14 protein-coding genes are annotated in these 16,536 nt (G+C 64.0%); 5 read left to right on the top strand and 9 right to left on the bottom strand.

Annotation, left to right across the window (positions count from 1 at the left end; genetic code table 11):
- Nucleotides 1-73: 73 nt before the first annotated feature.
- From LO50_RS01845 to LO50_RS01820, 6 genes are all read right to left on the bottom strand, one after another.
- The gene (locus tag LO50_RS01845; protein ID WP_044313922.1) at nucleotides 74-865 is read right to left on the bottom strand and encodes an ABC transporter permease; all 792 of its coding nucleotides are present in this window, start codon (nucleotides 863-865) and stop codon (nucleotides 74-76) included.
- Nucleotides 862-1,731, bottom strand: a complete 870-nt coding sequence (locus LO50_RS01840) for an ABC transporter ATP-binding protein (protein ID WP_044313921.1) — start codon at nucleotides 1,729-1,731, stop codon at nucleotides 862-864. Before LO50_RS01840 ends, LO50_RS01845 begins: the two co-directional genes overlap by 4 nt.
- Nucleotides 1,728-2,705 carry a YVTN family beta-propeller repeat protein gene (locus LO50_RS01835; RefSeq protein ID WP_044313920.1) on the bottom strand — a complete coding sequence of 326 codons (978 nt, stop codon included), beginning with the start codon at nucleotides 2,703-2,705 and terminating at the stop codon, nucleotides 1,728-1,730. Before LO50_RS01835 ends, LO50_RS01840 begins: the two co-directional genes overlap by 4 nt.
- 18 nt (nucleotides 2,706-2,723) lie before the next feature.
- On the bottom strand, nucleotides 2,724-3,212 hold the full coding sequence (locus LO50_RS01830; protein ID WP_023446942.1) for a tetratricopeptide repeat protein: 489 nt from the start codon (nucleotides 3,210-3,212) through the stop codon (nucleotides 2,724-2,726).
- Nucleotides 3,209-4,396 (bottom strand): ABC transporter substrate-binding protein, encoded by a 1,188-nt coding sequence (locus LO50_RS01825; RefSeq protein ID WP_044313919.1) that lies wholly within the window; start codon nucleotides 4,394-4,396, stop codon nucleotides 3,209-3,211. The genes LO50_RS01830 and LO50_RS01825 overlap by 4 nt, the downstream gene beginning before the upstream one ends.
- Nucleotides 4,397-4,534: 138 nt before the next feature.
- Nucleotides 4,535-6,706, bottom strand: a complete 2,172-nt coding sequence (locus LO50_RS01820) for a methyl-accepting chemotaxis protein (RefSeq protein WP_044313918.1) — start codon at nucleotides 6,704-6,706, stop codon at nucleotides 4,535-4,537.
- A 390-nt stretch (nucleotides 6,707-7,096) separates the two neighbouring features.
- On the opposite strand from LO50_RS01820, the gene LO50_RS01815 reads away from it, so the two are divergent.
- From LO50_RS01815 to LO50_RS01795, 5 genes are all read left to right on the top strand, one after another.
- Nucleotides 7,097-7,534 carry a cupredoxin domain-containing protein gene (locus LO50_RS01815; protein ID WP_014820096.1) on the top strand — a complete coding sequence of 146 codons (438 nt, stop codon included), beginning with the start codon at nucleotides 7,097-7,099 and terminating at the stop codon, nucleotides 7,532-7,534.
- Between the two features lie 41 nt (nucleotides 7,535-7,575).
- Nucleotides 7,576-8,841: a HAMP domain-containing sensor histidine kinase gene (locus LO50_RS01810; RefSeq protein ID WP_044313917.1), complete on the top strand. Its 1,266-nt coding sequence runs from the start codon at nucleotides 7,576-7,578 to the stop codon at nucleotides 8,839-8,841.
- Complete coding sequence (locus LO50_RS01805; RefSeq protein ID WP_023446938.1) at nucleotides 8,838-9,497, top strand: response regulator transcription factor; 660 nt, start codon at nucleotides 8,838-8,840, stop codon at nucleotides 9,495-9,497. The genes LO50_RS01810 and LO50_RS01805 overlap by 4 nt, the downstream gene beginning before the upstream one ends.
- A 371-nt stretch (nucleotides 9,498-9,868) precedes the next feature.
- On the top strand, nucleotides 9,869-12,169 hold the full coding sequence (locus LO50_RS01800; RefSeq protein ID WP_044313916.1) for a TonB-dependent receptor: 2,301 nt from the start codon (nucleotides 9,869-9,871) through the stop codon (nucleotides 12,167-12,169).
- 237 nt (nucleotides 12,170-12,406) lie between these two features.
- Complete coding sequence (locus tag LO50_RS01795; RefSeq protein ID WP_044313915.1) at nucleotides 12,407-13,570, top strand: MFS transporter; 1,164 nt, start codon at nucleotides 12,407-12,409, stop codon at nucleotides 13,568-13,570.
- Between the two features lie 30 nt (nucleotides 13,571-13,600).
- Here LO50_RS01795 and LO50_RS01790 read toward each other — a convergent pair whose 3' ends face one another.
- From LO50_RS01790 to LO50_RS01780, 3 genes are all read right to left on the bottom strand, one after another.
- Complete coding sequence (locus LO50_RS01790; RefSeq protein ID WP_044313914.1) at nucleotides 13,601-14,236, bottom strand: 3'-5' exonuclease; 636 nt, start codon at nucleotides 14,234-14,236, stop codon at nucleotides 13,601-13,603.
- A 106-nt stretch (nucleotides 14,237-14,342) separates the two neighbouring features.
- Complete coding sequence (locus tag LO50_RS01785) at nucleotides 14,343-15,659, bottom strand: methyl-accepting chemotaxis protein (RefSeq protein ID WP_044313913.1); 1,317 nt, start codon at nucleotides 15,657-15,659, stop codon at nucleotides 14,343-14,345.
- Nucleotides 15,660-15,784: 125 nt separating this feature from the next.
- The gene (locus tag LO50_RS01780) at nucleotides 15,785-16,438 is read right to left on the bottom strand and encodes a pentapeptide repeat-containing protein (RefSeq protein WP_044313912.1); all 654 of its coding nucleotides are present in this window, start codon (nucleotides 16,436-16,438) and stop codon (nucleotides 15,785-15,787) included.
- Nucleotides 16,439-16,536: the final 98 nt, after the last annotated feature.

Genomic DNA, 16,536 nt, shown 5'->3' with positions numbered 1-16,536 from the left:
GATTACAGAGCAATGGGCCTGTCTTTTAAATCCTACGATGGAGGGGAAAACCGGTACCAAAGTAGTAGATCGCTCAAGCTGAGCGGCGCAAGGCTGCGTGTTGTGGGTTGAAGCTGAGCACCGCCAGAAGGCTGAACAGCAGGGTCAGCCCGATGCAGACCATCAGTGCGGTTGGTGCCAGGCGCAGATAAAGCGCATGACGGACCAGCTCCACGGCGTGGGTGAAGGGGTTGAGGGCGCAGATCCAGTACAACCACTCGCTCGCCTCACGCATCTTCCACAGCGGGTAGAGCGCCGAGGAGAGAAAGAACATCGGAAAGATGACGAAATTCATCACCCCGGCAAAATTCTCCAGCTGCCGAATGCCGTTGGATAGCAGCAGGCCCAGGGCGCTGAGCAGTAGTGCCACCAGCAGCAAGGCGGGCAGGGCGACGAGCAGTCCCAGTGGTGGAGGCTGTACGCCGTAGAACCAGGCGATAGCGAGAAAGGCATAGACCTGCAGCAAGGAGATCAGCGCCGTGGCGACGAGTTTGCTGGCCAGCAGAAAGCTGCGCGGCAGCGGACTGGTCAGCAATACGCGCATGCTGCCCATCTCGCGGTCGTAGACCATCGACAGTGAACCCTGCATGCCATTGAACAGCAGGATCATGCAGGTCAGCCCCGGCACGATGTAGGTCTCGTAGGTGATGTAGGTGTCGTACGGCTCGATGATGGCGATGCCGAGCGCCGCACGAAAACCGGCGGCAAACACCACCAGCCAGAGCAGCGGCCGCACCAGGGCGCTGAAGAAGCGCGAACGCTGCTGCACGAAGCGCAGCCATTCACGCAGAACGATACCGCGCAGGCATTCCCAGTAGATGATCATGAGCGTTTCCGCTCCGAATCGAGGAGCGCGCGCGTGCCGTGAGCCGCCTCTGGGTTGGAAGCCGACATCGCGTGCACGGTTTCGATGGTGCGCGGCGTGCTGTCCAGCACGGCACTCTGGTGGCCGAGATTGCTGCCGGCGCCGTGGGCCTCGTTGCCGGTCAGTCGTGCAAAGCTCGCGGCCAGGTCTTCACCCTCGGTCGCCAGGTCCGCGGCACGGCCTTGGGCCACCAGGCGGCCGCGGTTGAGCACCAGCAGATCGTCGTCGGCGCGAACTTCATCGAGCAAATGCGTGGTCCACAGCACGCTCATGCCCTGTTCCTGGCAAAGCATGCGGACATGCTGGTTGAGCGCCTGGCGGCTGGCAGGATCGAGGCCGGCGCTGGCCTCATCGAGCAACAGCAGCTCAGGCCGATGCAGCAGGGCGCGGGCGATTTCGACACGGCGACGGTGACCGCCATTGAGTTCGCGCACCTTGCTGCGTCGCCGCTCGCCGAGCTGCTGGCGCTGCAGTTCCAGCTCGATACGTTCGTTCGCCACGGCCCGCGGCATACCATGCAGCGCGGCGTGGTAGCGCAGGTTCTGTTCGACCGTGAGGTCCAGGTCCAGTGTGCTCTGCTGGAACACCACGCCAAGGCGCGCAAGGGCCTTGCGCGGCGTTTCGCGCAGATCGAAGCCGGCGATACGGATCTGCCCCTGCTGCAGGTCGTACAGGCGGGTCAGCAGCGCAATCAGCGTCGATTTGCCGGCTCCGTTCGGACCAAGCAACGCCGTGAAACGCCCCTGCGCTGCGCTAAAGCTCACCCCATCCAGCGCCAGCCGCTCACCATAGGCGAAGGCGACGTCGCTGACCTCCAGTGAGTTCATGGGCTGACCACCACGCCCCAGGGATAGCGGCCGACCTTGATCGACTTGGTGACCTTGAGCTTGTCGACGTCGATCACCGAGACGTCGCCGCTGACACCGTTGGTGGTCAGCAGCAGGCTCTCGTCAGGGTTGAATGCCATGTGCCAGACACGGCGACCCACCAGCAGGTAGTCGAGCACCTCGTAGGTTTTGGCATCGACTACGGCGATGTGATTGGCCGGGCCGAGTGCAACGAAGGCGTACTTGCCGTCGGAGCTGAGTTTGATGCCCACCGGCTGGACCTTGTCCGGGTGCACGCCCTTGATCTTGAACGTCAGGGTCTTGAGGATCTCGCGTTTATCCACGTCCACCACGCTGACCGTGCCGCCGATCTCGGCCGAGGCCCAGAGCTGCTTGCTGTCTTTGGTGAACTCGACGTGTCGTGGGCGCTGGTCGACCAGGGTGTTGTCCACCAGCTCGTTAGTGCTGGTGTCGATCCAGTGCAGCATGTTGGTGGTTTCGCTGGTGTTGACCGCCCACTTGCCATCCGGGCTCACCGCCATGCCTTCCGGCTCGACACCCACATCGATCTGCGCCAGCACTTCCTCCTTGTCGACGTCGACCACAGTCACCAGGGCGTCGTCCTCGTTAGAGATGTACAACCATTTGTTGTTGGGATGCAGGGCGAATTGTTCGGGGTCCGCGCCAGATGGCAGCTGCTTGATGATCTGCCGCGTGGCCAGGTCCATCACCTGCACGGTGTCCGAGTCGCTGGCGCAGATGTACAGCAGCTTGTTGTCATGGGAGAGCGTGAGGCCGCGCGGGCGCATGCCGACTTCCAGGGTCTCGACGGTTTCCATCGTGTCCAGGTTGATCACGCTAATGCTGTCGTCTTTCTCGTTGGAGACGTAGGCCGTGGCGGCGGCAGCCGAACCTGCGGCAAGGCTGAGGGCAATGGCAATGGCGATGGCGGAGGCAAGGGCAGTTCTGGGCATGGTTGGGCTCTCTTGTCGTTATTGTGTGATGGGGGCAGTGGTGTCGTTGTGGTCCAGCTGGCGCAGGTATTCTTCGGCTTCTTCCTGGCCGCCGGCGGCTGCTCGCTGCAACCAATGGCGTGCTGCGACGGAATCGGCTTCGACGCCACGCCTTTCGGCCAGGGCGACGCCCCAGTGGTAGCGCGCCAGGCTGACGTAGCTGGCGTCGTCCGACTGCTCCGCGCCTTTCTTCAGTAGCGCGGCGGATTTGCTCAGATCCGGCTCCATGCCGCTGCCGCTCTCGTACATTTGCGCCAGCGAAATCATCGAGTAGACGTCGTTCCAGCGCGCCACGCAGTCTTCGAAGATGGCTTTGGCGGCATCGAAGTTACCGGTCTTCGCCGTCACGTAGCCGTAGAGGCATTTGATGCGCTTGGGGCTGTCGACATAGGCCTCATAGCCCAGCTCGTCGGCGCTGGCGGGCAGAGTGGCAAGGCCAAGCAGCGCGGCTGCAGTGAGACGAATCACGGGCGCGCCTCGCTCAGGCGGCAGCTGCTTTCCGGTGCGTCGAAGCCCAGGGTGTCCAGTTCGCTGGTGGGATGCAGAAAGCCGTCCTGCGGCGAGTTCGATACCAGCGCCCGCGGGTGTATCAGCGGGATCGGCTGGCGTAGCTGGCCATTCCACGGGCGGAAGCTCAGCTTGCGGCCCTTGAAACCATCCAGCGGAAGCTCACCGCTAAGCGACAGCTGACGGATTGCCGCGGCGTCCGTGCTGCGCAGGCGAGTGACCGCCGCTGCAAGGCTGCGTACGCCCATCCAGGCGGCGAAATCGCGGTCGTTCATCCAGCGCTTGGCATGCGCCTCGAAGCGTTTCTGCAATTGGGCGGCGCCGTAGGTTTCCACCGTCTTGTGCCAGCCGGTGGCGGTCAGGCCCTGGGTGCCTGCCACCGGGCGCGGCAACCAGGTGTGATATGGCACGTACTCACCGAAGTCGCCACGTTCGTCGGCCACCAGCACCACGTCGTATTCGGCACCCTGGGTGAACAACGGCATCTCGGCCTGGGCGCTGCGGCGTTGGTCGTTATCGAAGCTCCAGGGCTTCTCCACCACGATGCGGTGACCGAAGCGCTTGGCCGCGCGGCGCAAAGCATCGGCGTAGGCCTGATCCTCAGCGGTCGGACCGACGATCAGCATCCAGCGATTCCAACGGCGTGCCGCGAGGAACTGGCCGAGCGCATCGGCGAGCATGCTGCGGCTGGGCAGGGTGTGCAGGACATTCGCCAGGCAACTCTGGCTGCGCAGTGCATCGTCGGCACTGCCGGCGTTGATCAGCAGTGCTTCCGGCATGGCGTCCGACAGCTGGCGCAGGGACGCAGCCGGAGCGTTGACCACGAACAGGCGCAGACCGTCGGCGTATTGCTTGCCCGCCTGTTCCAGGAGTTCTTCCGGCGTTTCGCTGGTGGCCGCTTCGAGCACATAGCTGTGCTTGAGAAAACGTCCCGTGCTGTTGCTGTCGGTGATCGCCAGTTCGGCGCCGCGCAGGCCGGCGTCTTCGGGCTCAGGAATGACGTTGGAGAGCACCGGGCCGGTGTCTGGGCGATAACCGAGATAACCGATGCGTATCGCCAGCTCCGTGCTGGCAGCCGCTGCAGCGAACTGCGTGCAGCAAGTGAGGGCGATCAGGAAACCGGCTCGTCGTAATACGTGGCTCATGGGCAGCTCCTGTGACGTTGCAGGCAGCATAGGAACCATGGCAGAGCGGGGGAATATGCAGAAAGTACCAGTCGCTGTGTACCAAGGTCGTAGAAATGACGATGAAAAGGCGGCGCAGGCCCTGCGCCGCCCCGGCCCTTAGCGGACTCGCCTGACCTTGAATCGGCCGACCTGCACGATCATTTGCTGCGCTTGCTGCGTCAGCTCCTGTGCGGCCTGGGTCGATTGCTCGGAGTTACTGCTGTTGTGGTGCACCACTTCATCGATCTGGCCGATGGCCAGGCTGACCTGTTCGATACCGGATGCCTGCTGGCTCGACGCCGAGGCGATCTCGTCGACCAGCTGCGAAACCTGTGCCGCGCCCTGAACGATCGCTTCCAGCGCCCGTGCTGTGTCGTCGGTGAGCTCCATGCCCTTGATCGTCCGCGCATTAGACTCCTGGATCAGACGGGTAGAGCGCTGTGCGGCCTCGGCACTGCGGGCTGCCAGCTGACGGACTTCATCGGCGACCACCGCGAACCCGCGGCCATGCTCGCCGGCACGGGCCGCCTCGATGGCCGCGTTCAGTGCGAGGAGGTTGGTTTGCGTGGCGATCTCTTCGATTGCCCTGATGATGTTGGTGATATCCAGGCCCGACTGGTCGATCTCCTGCATTGCCGCTTTCAGGGTGACCATCAACTCGTTGCCACCGCGGGCCGAATGCTCGGAATCGCGCGAGAGGGCGTTGGCTTCGCTGGCGTATTCGGAGGTCTGGCGAATCTGCGCAGCCATCTGGTTGATGGTGGCGCTAATCTCAGTCACCGCGGAGGCCGATTCCGTTGCGCCGCTGGAAAGATCCTGGCTGAGGCTCGTCACCTGGCCGGCCTTGTCGTTGATCAGCCCTGAGCTCTGCTGGACCTGGGATACCAACTCGTTGAGGTTGTCGACCATTCGCCTGAGCGCAAGCCCGAGCTGGTCGTGCTCCGAGGCCAGACGGACTTCCACCGCCAGGTCGCCCTGGGAGATGCGTTCGGCCACGTGTACCTGCTCCTGTAGGCTGTCGGCCATTCGGTCGAGGCTGGCGGATAGCTGGCCGACTTCGTCCGCGGACTGGTGCGCCAGGCGCTGGGAAAAGTCGCCTTTCTGAATGGCACCGGCCAGCTGCGCGGCTTTGCGAATGGGCAGGGCGACCGAGCGGGAAGAAAACCACAGCGCAAGCACGGCGAGGATTGAGATGAGCACGCCTGCGCCGATCTGCTGCAGCATGCTCCGATCGCTCTTGGCGTCCATCTCGGTCTTCAGCTCGGTGGCCTTGGCCAGCACGATTTCCTTGTTGATCTTCAGCATCATCGACCAGGGCTTGCCGGTACGACCCAGCTCGATCGGTGCGAACACCACGATCGTGCCGTCTGCGTCCAGACGGGCGAGTTCTTCGCCCTTTTGCACGGCGCTCAGAGCCGTCTGCCACTCGTTCGGCAATACCTTCTGGAAGTGCTGGCCAATCAGGTCTGGCGAGCGGCTCTCCGCCACGATCAGCCCCTGGTCACTGATGATCGCCACTTCGCCTCGGCCCTCGAACAGCTTGCCGGATACTTCCTGGCTGATCTTCTGCACGAAGTCGAGGTTGTAGTCGGTGCCCGCCACACCCATGAAGCGGCCATCGACGATGACCGGAACCGAAAGCGTCGCCAGCCATACCTGCTTGCCCTGCACGATGTAGGGCAGCGGGCCGAGCACGCTTTCCTTGAGCGTTTCCCGCGGCCCGATGTACCAGCCGCCCTTGAGTACGCCGTTGGGGTGCTTGTCCATGGTGTCGTACTCGACCAGCGGCTGCACCGCGATCTTGCCGTCTGCGCCCCGCGTCCAGTAGGGCGTGAAGCGACCGGTCTGCTCGTTGTTACCGTTCTGGCCACCAGTGAATAGGAAATCCTGGCCGTCGATTGCGTCCGGCTCCCAGCACGAGTAGGTGCCGTTGAAGTCCGGATAGCTTTTCAGCACGTTGAGCAGAATCGAGTTCACCTCGTCCCGGCCAACCTGCAGCCCACCCGAACCCGCCGGGTTCAGCTTGCCGACCGCAAAGGTCGTCGCCATGCCCCGCGCCGCTTCCAGCGCTTCGGTGAACTCGGAGCGGATTTCTCCGGCGTATTTCCCGCCGAGGTGCTGCAGGGTCTGCAAGGCATCTTCCTGCGCCTGCTGACTGACCCGGTCGGACACCATGCCCTGGGTCGAGCTGGCAAGATAGACGCTGTAGCCAATCAAGATGCCAGCGGTTGCCAGCAGGCATAAGCCGCCGGTGATCGCTATTCGCTGCTGTATGGATTTGAGCGACATCACGGTTCCTACTCCTGATAACGCAAAAGAACCAGCGGTGGCGGGCCCAGGGACGCTGACGGTCTCACGTGGGGCGGCCAAGGATCGGATGATGTCCAATCGGCATCATGCATACCTGGATATGGCGGCCGCGCTGGCAGGAAGTTGATCGATACCTTGGTACTGCGACCTTGGTACTGATTCGGCTCGCTCGGCACCCGGGGTGCGCGCCATCAGGCTGCCGAAACGGGTGACGCAGCCGGTGTTTGCGCAGATTTGGATCGCCGCCACTGCCATGAAAGAGTCTGGAGCGCCCGATTCAACGGCCCCTGAACGCTACCAAGGTAGGAAGCTGGGCAGGGCTCGGCGCCTTAGGATGGCGACACCGAAAACAATAACGAGGCCATTCCCATGCCCACTTACAAAGCGCTGTTGCTCAACCTGCTGTTCGTTGGCAGCCTGGTCGGATTCGATCACAGCCACGCCGCTGGCGACCTGACCCGTCGTACGCAGGCTTTGCCGGATCTGAAGTTCGGTTCCGAGCAGAGCGACTACGCGGTGTCGCAGAAGGAATATCAGCTGGAAACCGGCGTCGCCTACCAGCTCAAGGTCAGCTCCGATGGCCAGAAGGAGTGCGCGTTCCAGGCGCCCGAGTTCGCCCAGTCGATCTATCTGCGCAAGGTCGAGGCCGGTGGTGTGGAGATCAAGGCGATCACGCTGGTCGAGCTGGAGTTCGAGGATGCCGGCGAGGCGGAAATCTTCTTCCTGCCCGTCAAGCCGGGCAGCTACCCGTTCTACTGCAAGGGGCTGCAGAACAAGGGCATGGAAGGCCGGTTCGTGGTCAAGTGAAGCGGACTGGCGCTCGGCGCTGATCACGGGGAGTTGCCGATATGTCCGCACTCTGGCGAATCAATCTGCTGGTCACGTTGCTCTTCACCCTGATCACCATGGTCTGTCTGGCGGTGTTGCTGCGCCAGGCCGCCCACGATGTAAAGCGTGAGCTCGATGCCGCGGCGGCGGTGGTTGGCTATCTCGGCGAGATGGCCGAGCGCGATCCCGACTCGCTGCGCCCGGGCCTGACCGATAGCCTGCGCCACATTCGTGTGCGCTGGCTGGACGCCACTGAATCGATGCCTGTCGGGGGCGATCCAGCGCTCGACAACTGGCTCGGGTCCTGGCTGTACCCAGCCGAACTTTCGTCACCCAGCGTCCTTCAGCTTTCCAACGGCCAGCGGCTGCACATCAGCGTCGATCCGCATGACGAAGTCGAAGAGGTCAGCGATTCGTTGTTGCAGTTGCTTGTGCTGTTCGGCCTGGCGCTGCTGCTCTGCCTGCTGGCGATCCGCTGGGCCGTGCGTCCGGGCATGCGAGTGCTCAGCGAGTTGCTTGGTGCACTGGTGAGCATCGCCGACGGCCGACTCGACACCCGCCTGCCATCGCATCGCTTCGCCGAGTCGCGCAGGCTCGCCGAACGCTTCAATCACATGGCCGCTGCACTCGAAGATGCGCGGGCCGACAATGAGCAACTGACCCAGGCGCTGCTGGCGCTGCAGGAACGTGAACGCACCCGTCTGGCGCAAGCGCTGCATGACGACCTCGGCCAGTACCTGGCCGGCATCCGCGCGCGGGCCTGTCTGCTGCGCGTCCAGGCGGACCAGCCCGACGCCGTTCGCGATACCGCGGCGCACCTTGAGCAACACAGCCTCGATCTGCAGAACGGATTTCGCACGCTGGTGCGTGACCTGTATCCGGTGATGCTCGATCACCTGAACCTGGAAGACGCCATCGGGCAACTCGCTGAGCAGTGGCAGAACACTCACGGTATCCAATGCGATGTCCAGCTGCGTGGAGCTATTCCAGCACTGTCGATGGACGCCAAGGTGCATCTCTATCGCATGGTGCAGGAGGCGCTGACCAACGTGGCGCGGCATGCGCGTGCGACTCGCGTGTGCCTGCATCTGTGTGGGGATCACAACGGGCTGCGCCTGTTGCTACGGGACGATGGCCATGGGCTGCCGCCAGAACGGCCGGGCGTCGGTCTGCGTTCGATGGTCGAGCACGCGCGCTGTCTGGGTGCCCGGCTGCGCGTGCGCCACCGCGCCGGCAAGGGTTGGGCGCTCTATCTCAAGTTGCCTTTGCAAGGAGCCACGTCATGAAGATTCTGCTGGTGGATGATCACGCAGTAGTGCGTCAGGGCTACGCGAGCCTGCTCAAGGCTCTGCTTCCCGAGGTGACAGTCAGTGAAGCCGCCAGCGGTGAGCAGGCGCTGGAGCAGGTGCAGGAATCGATTCCCAGCCTGGTCGTGCTCGACCTCGGACTGCCGGGCATCAGCGGACTGGAAACCTGCCGGCGCCTGCGTCAGCGGTTGCCGCTGCTGCCGGTGCTGGTGTTCAGCATGCACGACGAGCTGGCACTGGTCCGGCAGGCGCTAGATGCCGGCGCCTCCGGCTACCTGACCAAACGCTGCGCGCCGGACGTGCTGGTGGAGGCGGTGCGCAAGGTGCTTGCCGGGCAGACCTTCATCGAGCAGCCGCTGGCGACCGATCTGGCCTGCCAGCGGCCTTCGCAGTCGCCAATCAAGGGGCGACTGGGCGAAATGACACCGCGTGAGATGGAAATCTTCATCATGCTCGCGCGTGGCATAGGCAATCGGGAGATCGCCGAGCGGCTGTGCATCAGCAGCAAGACCGTCTCGAACCATATGGCCCTGCTGAAAAGCAAGCTGGAGGTCAGCTCCCAGGCCGAGCTCGTGCACCTGGCCATCGACCAGGGCTTGCTCCGCGTCGGTGACCGCATGGTGTGCGAGGCCTGATCGGCCCTCAGCTGTTCGGCTTCCTGCCGCGCTGCCTCTGTGGGCGATGCAGCGCGACATGTCTGTGTGCTGAAGCCGCAGCACCTCTCCAATTTTTCCCAAGCACCTGCCCGCCTGTAACAGGCGGACGGGGCGCTTGCGCCTTGCGAAGGTCGTGGGCCCGAGCTAGTGCGCAGGTCGTAAGACCAATCTCCATGCGGCCGGGAATTTTTCCCGCTCGAGTCGGGAATTCTTCCCTGTCGGCATCGCGTCGCGGCTCTCGATAATCGCGTCTGGCAGGTTGCCAGCATGCGCTTGTCCGCGGTTCTTGCCGCGTCGCGAGTGCGGGTGGCCTGGCCAGTCCGATTGGCCAACAAGAACAAGGACTACCCATGCCGTACCAGCTCTGTAGCAGCGCGACGCCCCGACGTACGCTGCTGTCCCTCGCCATCGCCGCGCTGCTGCCGGCGTCCGTTCATGCCGAGCAGACGCTCGATCTAGGCAGTCAGGAGGTGGTCGGTACCACGCCGCTGCCGGGCATCGAGCTGCCAAAGGATCAGGTACCGTCCAACATCCAGTCACTGGATGGCGAGGACCTGCGGCGGCTCGGCGGCCAATCGCTAGCCGAGAAACTGCAGCGCGGGTTGCCCAGCGTCAACGTCAACGAGATCCAGGGCAATCCGTACCAGGCGGACCTCAACTATCGTGGCTTCACCGCCTCGCCGCTGCTCGGTACGCCGCAGGGTCTTTCGGTTTTTCTCGACGGCGTGCGGGTCAACGAAGCATTCGGCGATGTGGTGCACTGGGACCTGATCCCGAACACCGCCATTGCCAACATGGCCCTGGTGCCGGGCTCGAACCCGCTGTACGGCCTGAACACCCTGGGCGGCGCACTGGCGCTGCAAACCAAACGTGGCGATACCCATCCAGGTGGCTCGGCGGAAATCTACGGCGGCTCGTTCGGACGCCAGGGAGGTGCAATCGAACAGGGTGGTAGCCATGAGGAGTTCTCCTGGTACCTGGCCGCCGAAGGCATGGATGAGGACGGCTGGCGTGACCATTCGCCGTCCGAGGTGCGCCAGCTGTTCGGCAAGTTCGCCTGGACTACCGACACCACCGATCTGGCCCTTACGCTGGCGCATGCCGACAACGATCTGATCGGCAACGGCCTGATCCCGGAGAGCATGTACGACCAGCGGCGCGAGTCGATCTTCACCTATCCCGACCAGACCGAGAACCGCAGCCACCTGATGGCCCTGTCCGCCAGCCACTGGCTCAACGACAACGATCGCCTTTCCGGCACGATCTATCTGCGCCGCACACGTACCGCGACGCTCAATGGCGACGGCAACGATGAGTACGAGGACGAATACGAGGCGTGGGAAGACGGCGGCTTTATCGGCGTAGGGCCGGAAAGCGGCGTGCTGAACCGTACCCGCACCGCGCAACGTGCCTACGGTCTGGCGCTGCAGTGGGCGCGGCATGTAGGTGCGCATCAGTTCGCCTTCGGACTGTCCCACGACAACACCCGCGCCAGCTTCCACCAGAGCGAGCAGGGCGGCGAGCTGACCGACGAGCGCGGAATCGCCGCCAGCGAAGAGGAGGAACAGGCCAACAGCCTGCTGGGGCGCACCCGTACTTCCAGCCTCTATGCCACCGACACCTGGGCGCTGACCGACGCGCTGCAGCTGACCGGCTCGCTGCGCTACAACCGCACCCGCGTGGTGAACACCGATCGCATGGGCGATGCACTAAATGGCGACTTCACCTATCGCAAACTCAATCCCGCGCTGGGCTTTGCCTGGCAGCTGCGACCGGCGGTCACAGTCTACGGCGGCTTTTCCCAGGGTAACCGTGCCCCGACACCAATCGAGCTGGGCTGCGCGGACCCTGCAAACCCATGCAGCCTACCAAACGCCATGGCGGCCGACCCCTTCCTCGAGCAGGTTGTCACCCGCACGCTGGAGGTCGGTGTACGCGGCGAACTGGCTGGCGGCACCCGCTGGAACCTCGGGGCCTTTCGCAGCATGAACCATGATGACCTGCTGTTCGTCGGCACCGGCGGTAGCATGGGCTACTTCACCAACTTTGGCCGCACCCGTCGTCAGGGCATCGAACTGGGTCTGGCTGGCGAGCTGGGGCCATTCGACTGGCGGGTGGACTACACCTTCCTGCACGCCACCTTCCGCTCCGGGGCCTGCATTCTCGCCGAGAACAACAGCACCGAAGGCGAGGGCGGCTGCCCGGACGACGAGATTCGCGTGTCCAGCGGTGACTATCTGCCAGGCCTGCCGAAGCACAACCTCAAGCTGGGGCTGAACTGGAATCTCAATGAGCGCCTGCGAGTCGGCACCAGCGTCCTGGCGTACTCGTCGCAGTACGTGCGCGGCAACGAGAACAACCGTCATCAGCCCAACGACGAGGTAGAGGGCAGCGGCAAGCTGCCAGGTTACGCGGTGGTCAACCTCACTGCCGATTACCGCTTCGCCCGTGACTGGACGCTGTTCGGCCGGGTCGACAACCTCTTCGACAAGCGGTACGCCACCGGCGGTGCATTGGCCGAGAATTCCTTCGTCGGTGCTGGCAACGCTTTCGAGTCGGACCCGGATGAATGGCGCCACGAGCAGTTCATCGCCCCAGGCGCGCCCCGGGCGGGCTGGGTGGGCGTGCGTTATCGCTGGGATGCGCTATAACCGATCAGTCGCAGTAGCACCGAGCATGCCGGGCCTTTGCGCCCGGCATGTCGCGTCCGGCCTGGCTGCGGTGTTCGGTGTGCTCGCGGTTCAAGGTTCTGACGTGAAATCGTCACGGGCGATTGCGTATCCTGGCGAGCTTGGCCGATTGGTTGACGGCAGCACAGGAGCACGGATGAACCGCGTCCATCATTACCCCCTCGTCTCGCAACGTGCCGCTGGCGGGTGCCGCTGAGCATGCCGTCACGTCTGCGCATCGTTCTTGCACTCGGCAGTGCACAGACCCTGGCCTGGGGCTCGACCTACTACCTGCCGGCCATTCTCGCCGAACCGATGGCGAGCGAGCTGGGCATTTCCACAGGCAATGTATTCGCTGCATTTTCCCTGGCACTGATCGTCACAGCCGTCCTCGGACCGCTGTCGGGCAAGCGCATAGACCATTATGGCGGGCGCGATGTGCTGGCGCTTTCCAGCATCGTTTTTGCCGTTGGCCTGGCCATGCTCGGCCTGGCCAACGGACCGCTGATGCTCTGGGCCGGCTGGTTGGTGATCGGCATCGGCATGGCGCTGGGCCTTTACGAGTCGGCCTTCACCACGCTTGCCGGCATCTACGGTCGCGATGCGCGTGGCGCGATCACCGGCATCACCTTGCTCGCCGGCTTCGCCAGTACGGTGTGCTGGCCGATCAGCGGCTGGTTGAACGCCGAATTCGGCTGGCGCGCCACCTGCCTCACATGGGCCGGAGCGCATCTGCTGCTCGGGCTGCCGTTGAACCGGTTGCTGATCCCGGTTGGCGTGCAGCCGGCTCCGACCGCGGCAGAGCAAGCGCAGACAAACGATCGCTCGGGTGCTGGATCGACCATGGCGCTGCTGGCCTTCGTCTTCGCCGCCACCTGGTTCACCAGCACGGCGATGGCGGCGCACCTGCCACGTCTGTTGCAGGAGTCCGGGCTGTCAGCGGCCGCGGCCATCGGAATCGCGGCGCTGGTCGGACCGGCCCAGGTCGGGGCGCGCTGCCTGGAGTTCGTCCTGCTGCAGCGCTTCCATCCACTGATCTCGGCCCGTCTCGCCGCTATCGCCCATCCCATCGGCGCGGCTGGCGTGATGCTGGTGGGTGCGCCTGCGACCACCGCATTCGTGCTTCTGCATGGCGGCGGCAACGGCATTCTGACCATCGCCAAAGGGACCTTGCCGCTGGCGATATTCGGCCCCCATGGCTATGGCCTGCGCCAGGGGCTGCTGATGGTACCGGCACGTTTCGCCCAAGCGTTTTCGCCGCTGGTGTTCGCGCTGCTGATCGACGACTTCGGTACGCGGGCGCTGTGGCTGTCGGCGGCGCTGGGCGTCCTGGCGTATGCCGCACTGACCTTCCTGCAACGCCGGGCGCATGGGCTGGCCTGACTCCTGTTGACTGCCGCCGCCGAAGCCCTGTCAGCGCGGTAGCGCCGCGAGCAGCATCGCTTGTTGGTCTGCGCTCAGACCGAGAAATACGCACAGCGCGGCGTAGGCGTCGTTGGCCGCGTAGGCCTGCTGTGCCTCGGTCAGCGCGGGATTCGCCCAGTTCGAGGTGGCCACGCTGCGGGATTTTTCGATCCGTGCGTCGAGCACCGCGGCCACCGCACCGCGCAGGCCGACCTGACCCTTCTTGCCCTGATAGCGAAGCACCGAGCCCAGGTCCAGCAGCCTGATCGGGCGGATGCCCAGCTTGCCTTGCAGCCTGGAACGATCCGACTTCAGCCCGAAACCGATCTTCGCCAGCGCGGGCGATTGCAGGATTGCGCTGGCCGCTTCGATGCAGCCGGGCATGCCGATCCTGAACAGGTAGGCCTTTGCCGGGGTGGCGAACTGGATCAGGTGCGGACCGCTGGAGACTTCGCCCACCTTGAAGGTCGGTTTGGATTCGGTATCGAAACCGATGCAGGCAAAGCTCATGATTTCCTCCACCGCCGCGTGAAACTCGTCCGCTGTCGCGGGGGTGACGATGCTCGGCGACGTCAGCCCGTCGAAGCGCGGCAGCCCGTCGACATTCGGATGCTGGCGGATATGAATGATCAGCTTCTGCGTCAAGCTGGCGTCCTCCGAACGCTGATGATCGAGTCAGCCTGCAGCGGTGCCGAATCGGCTGTAGCGCGGCCATCCCTCATGTGCCGATCTGCTGTGGACAGGCTCGCCATCAGTTCTTCAACTGGCTGGCGAACTGCCCGACCGCGCCGACCACGCGCTGCGCGCCGTCCTGGATCTCGACGATCACCGCGCCGGCCTGGTTGGCGAATTCCAGTCCCTGCTCGGCCTGGTCACGGCTCGCGCTCATGCTGTGCACGGCGGCTTGCGCCAGGTCCTGGTTCTTCTGCACCACGCCGACGATCTCCTCGGCGGCTTTGCTGGTGCGGGCCGCCAGCTGGCGAACCTCGTCGGCCACCACCGCGAAGCCACGGCCCTGATCACCGGCCCGTGCGGCTTCGATGGCGGCGTTGAGAGCCAGCAGGTTGGTCTGATCGGCAATGCCGCTGATGGTCTTGAGGATCGCGCCGATCAGCTGCGATTGCTTGTCCAGCGCCTCGATACCGTCGGAGGCTTCCTGCATCTGCTGGGCGATGCGATGCATCACTTCGACCGTCTGCTGGACCACTTGCGCGCCGCGCTGGGCACTGAGGTCGGTGTGCTGGGAGGTGTCGTAGGCAACCGTGGCGGCGTCGGCCACGGCCATCTCCCGGTTGACCTGATCGGTGATGACGGTGGCGAACTTGATCACCTTGTACAGCTTGCCGTAGGCATCGAGCACCGGGTTGTAAGATGCCTCGAGCCAGACGGTCTGGCCGTGGGCATCGATACGCTTGAAGCGTTCGGCGATGTACTCGCCACGGTTGAGGCTAGCCCAGAATTCGCGATAGGCCGGCGACTCGCTTTCCTCACGCTCACAGAACATGCGGTGGTGCTTGCCCTTGATCTGCTCGAGGCGGTAGCCCATGCCGTCGAGGAACCGCTGGTTGGCGGTGATGACATGCCCGCCGAGGTCAAACTCGATCACCGCGGTGGAGCGCAACAGCGCGTTGATTACGCTTTCGTGCTCGCGTGAGGTCTCGATAGTGCGGGTCAGGTTGGTGGCGCATAGCGTGAAGTGATGCAACCTGCCATCCGAGCCCGTGATCGGCTGCCAGATCGAACGCAGCCAGGCTTCCTGGCCGTCAGCCTGTAGCAGTCGGTAGGCGCCGCTGATGTGCTCCGCGCGCTGCATGGCGGTCTTGAGGCGTGAGTAGTTCGGTTCGGTACGAAACTGCTGGCTGAAGAAGTCGTCGACGGAGCGGCCGATGAGATCGTCGCGGCGATAACCCATTTCGCTGAGGAACAGCTCGTTGGCGTGCTGAATGCGTCCTTGCGGGTCCAGTTCCAGGACCATCATCTCCCTGTACAACGAGTTCTTGATCTGCTGATTGATTGCGGCTTCCTCGCGCAATTCAGCCAGTTCCCGTTTCAGGTTCTTGTTGAACATTTATTGGCATCCGGTGAAGGGCAAGACAGCCCAGTCACTTGATCGGCGCCTGAGTCATTTTCCTGAGCTTGCCAGCCAATGGTTTGCTCTATACCGGCGATTGAATTGGCCTATCGGCGGCGGTTTCATTTCTCCCAATCGACCGGGCAGTCCTTGCAGCCTTCCATGTTGGTGCCTTGAAACGTCGCGTAGTGCCGGCGCGCCCCGGTTAGCACCGCTTTACCGAGGTTGGCGTCGTTGAGCTTGGCTTCCTGCAGGTTAGCGTCGGTCAGATCGGCACCCTCGAGATCGGCCTTGCTCAGCCAGGTCATTTCCAGGTCGGCGGCGTGCAGCGTGCTGCCATGCATCCTGGCGCCACTCATGCGGGCGAACTCAAGGTAGGCGCCAGTGAGGTCGGCTCCCTTGAACTGGGCGGCCTGGGCGAACAGGCCCCAGCCCTGGATGGCGATCAGCCGGGCATCGGTGAAATTGGCCAGGCGCAGGTTGGCCTGTTGCAGGCTGGCGCGGTTAAGCGTGGCGCCGGTTAGGTTGGCTTTTTCCAGATTGGCCAGGTCGAGGTTGGCGTGGCGCAGGTTGGCGCCGGAGAGGTTGGCACCGGCGAGGTTGATGCGGCGCAGGTCCTGATTGCTGAGGTCGGCGCCGCGCAGATCGGCGTTGGCACATTGGCTCTCGGGCTGGAGTACGCAGCCGTTGATCGTCAGAGGACCGTCATCCGCGGCGAAGGCGGACGCGCTGGCGAACACGGCCAGTGGCAGGAGCAAGCGGTTAGGGCTGTTCATGGGAAGTCACCTGGGGCAGGGCAATAGAGAAAAGCGGTCGCGTGGCGTTTCTGGCCTGTCGACGAGAGCGCCAACCCGGAGCCGGCTGGGCCAGACGC

It is taken from the genome of Stutzerimonas stutzeri, assembly GCF_000935215.1.
In the GTDB taxonomy this organism is placed as follows: domain Bacteria; phylum Pseudomonadota; class Gammaproteobacteria; order Pseudomonadales; family Pseudomonadaceae; genus Stutzerimonas.
The sequence above is the reverse complement of the archived record's forward strand: the minus strand, read 5'-3'. Positions and strand labels throughout refer to the sequence as shown.

Bases quoted from the DNA above. Each gene is read 5' to 3' on its own strand.
- LO50_RS01845 (WP_044313922.1), bottom strand. From the start codon at position 865: ATGATCATCTACTGGGAATGCCTGCGCGGTATCGTTCTGCGTGAATGG.
- LO50_RS01840 (WP_044313921.1), bottom strand. From the start codon at position 1,731: ATGAACTCACTGGAGGTCAGCGACGTCGCCTTCGCCTATGGTGAGCGG.
- LO50_RS01835 (WP_044313920.1), bottom strand. From the start codon at position 2,705: ATGCCCAGAACTGCCCTTGCCTCCGCCATCGCCATTGCCATTGCCCTC.
- LO50_RS01825 (WP_044313919.1), bottom strand. From the start codon at position 4,396: ATGAGCCACGTATTACGACGAGCCGGTTTCCTGATCGCCCTCACTTGC.
- LO50_RS01820 (WP_044313918.1), bottom strand. From the start codon at position 6,706: ATGTCGCTCAAATCCATACAGCAGCGAATAGCGATCACCGGCGGCTTA.
- LO50_RS01815 (WP_014820096.1), top strand. From the start codon at position 7,097: ATGCCCACTTACAAAGCGCTGTTGCTCAACCTGCTGTTCGTTGGCAGC.
- LO50_RS01810 (WP_044313917.1), top strand. From the start codon at position 7,576: ATGTCCGCACTCTGGCGAATCAATCTGCTGGTCACGTTGCTCTTCACC.
- LO50_RS01805 (WP_023446938.1), top strand. From the start codon at position 8,838: ATGAAGATTCTGCTGGTGGATGATCACGCAGTAGTGCGTCAGGGCTAC.
- LO50_RS01800 (WP_044313916.1), top strand. From the start codon at position 9,869: ATGCCGTACCAGCTCTGTAGCAGCGCGACGCCCCGACGTACGCTGCTG.
- LO50_RS01795 (WP_044313915.1), top strand. From the start codon at position 12,407: ATGCCGTCACGTCTGCGCATCGTTCTTGCACTCGGCAGTGCACAGACC.
- LO50_RS01785 (WP_044313913.1), bottom strand. From the start codon at position 15,659: ATGTTCAACAAGAACCTGAAACGGGAACTGGCTGAATTGCGCGAGGAA.
- LO50_RS01780 (WP_044313912.1), bottom strand. From the start codon at position 16,438: ATGAACAGCCCTAACCGCTTGCTCCTGCCACTGGCCGTGTTCGCCAGC.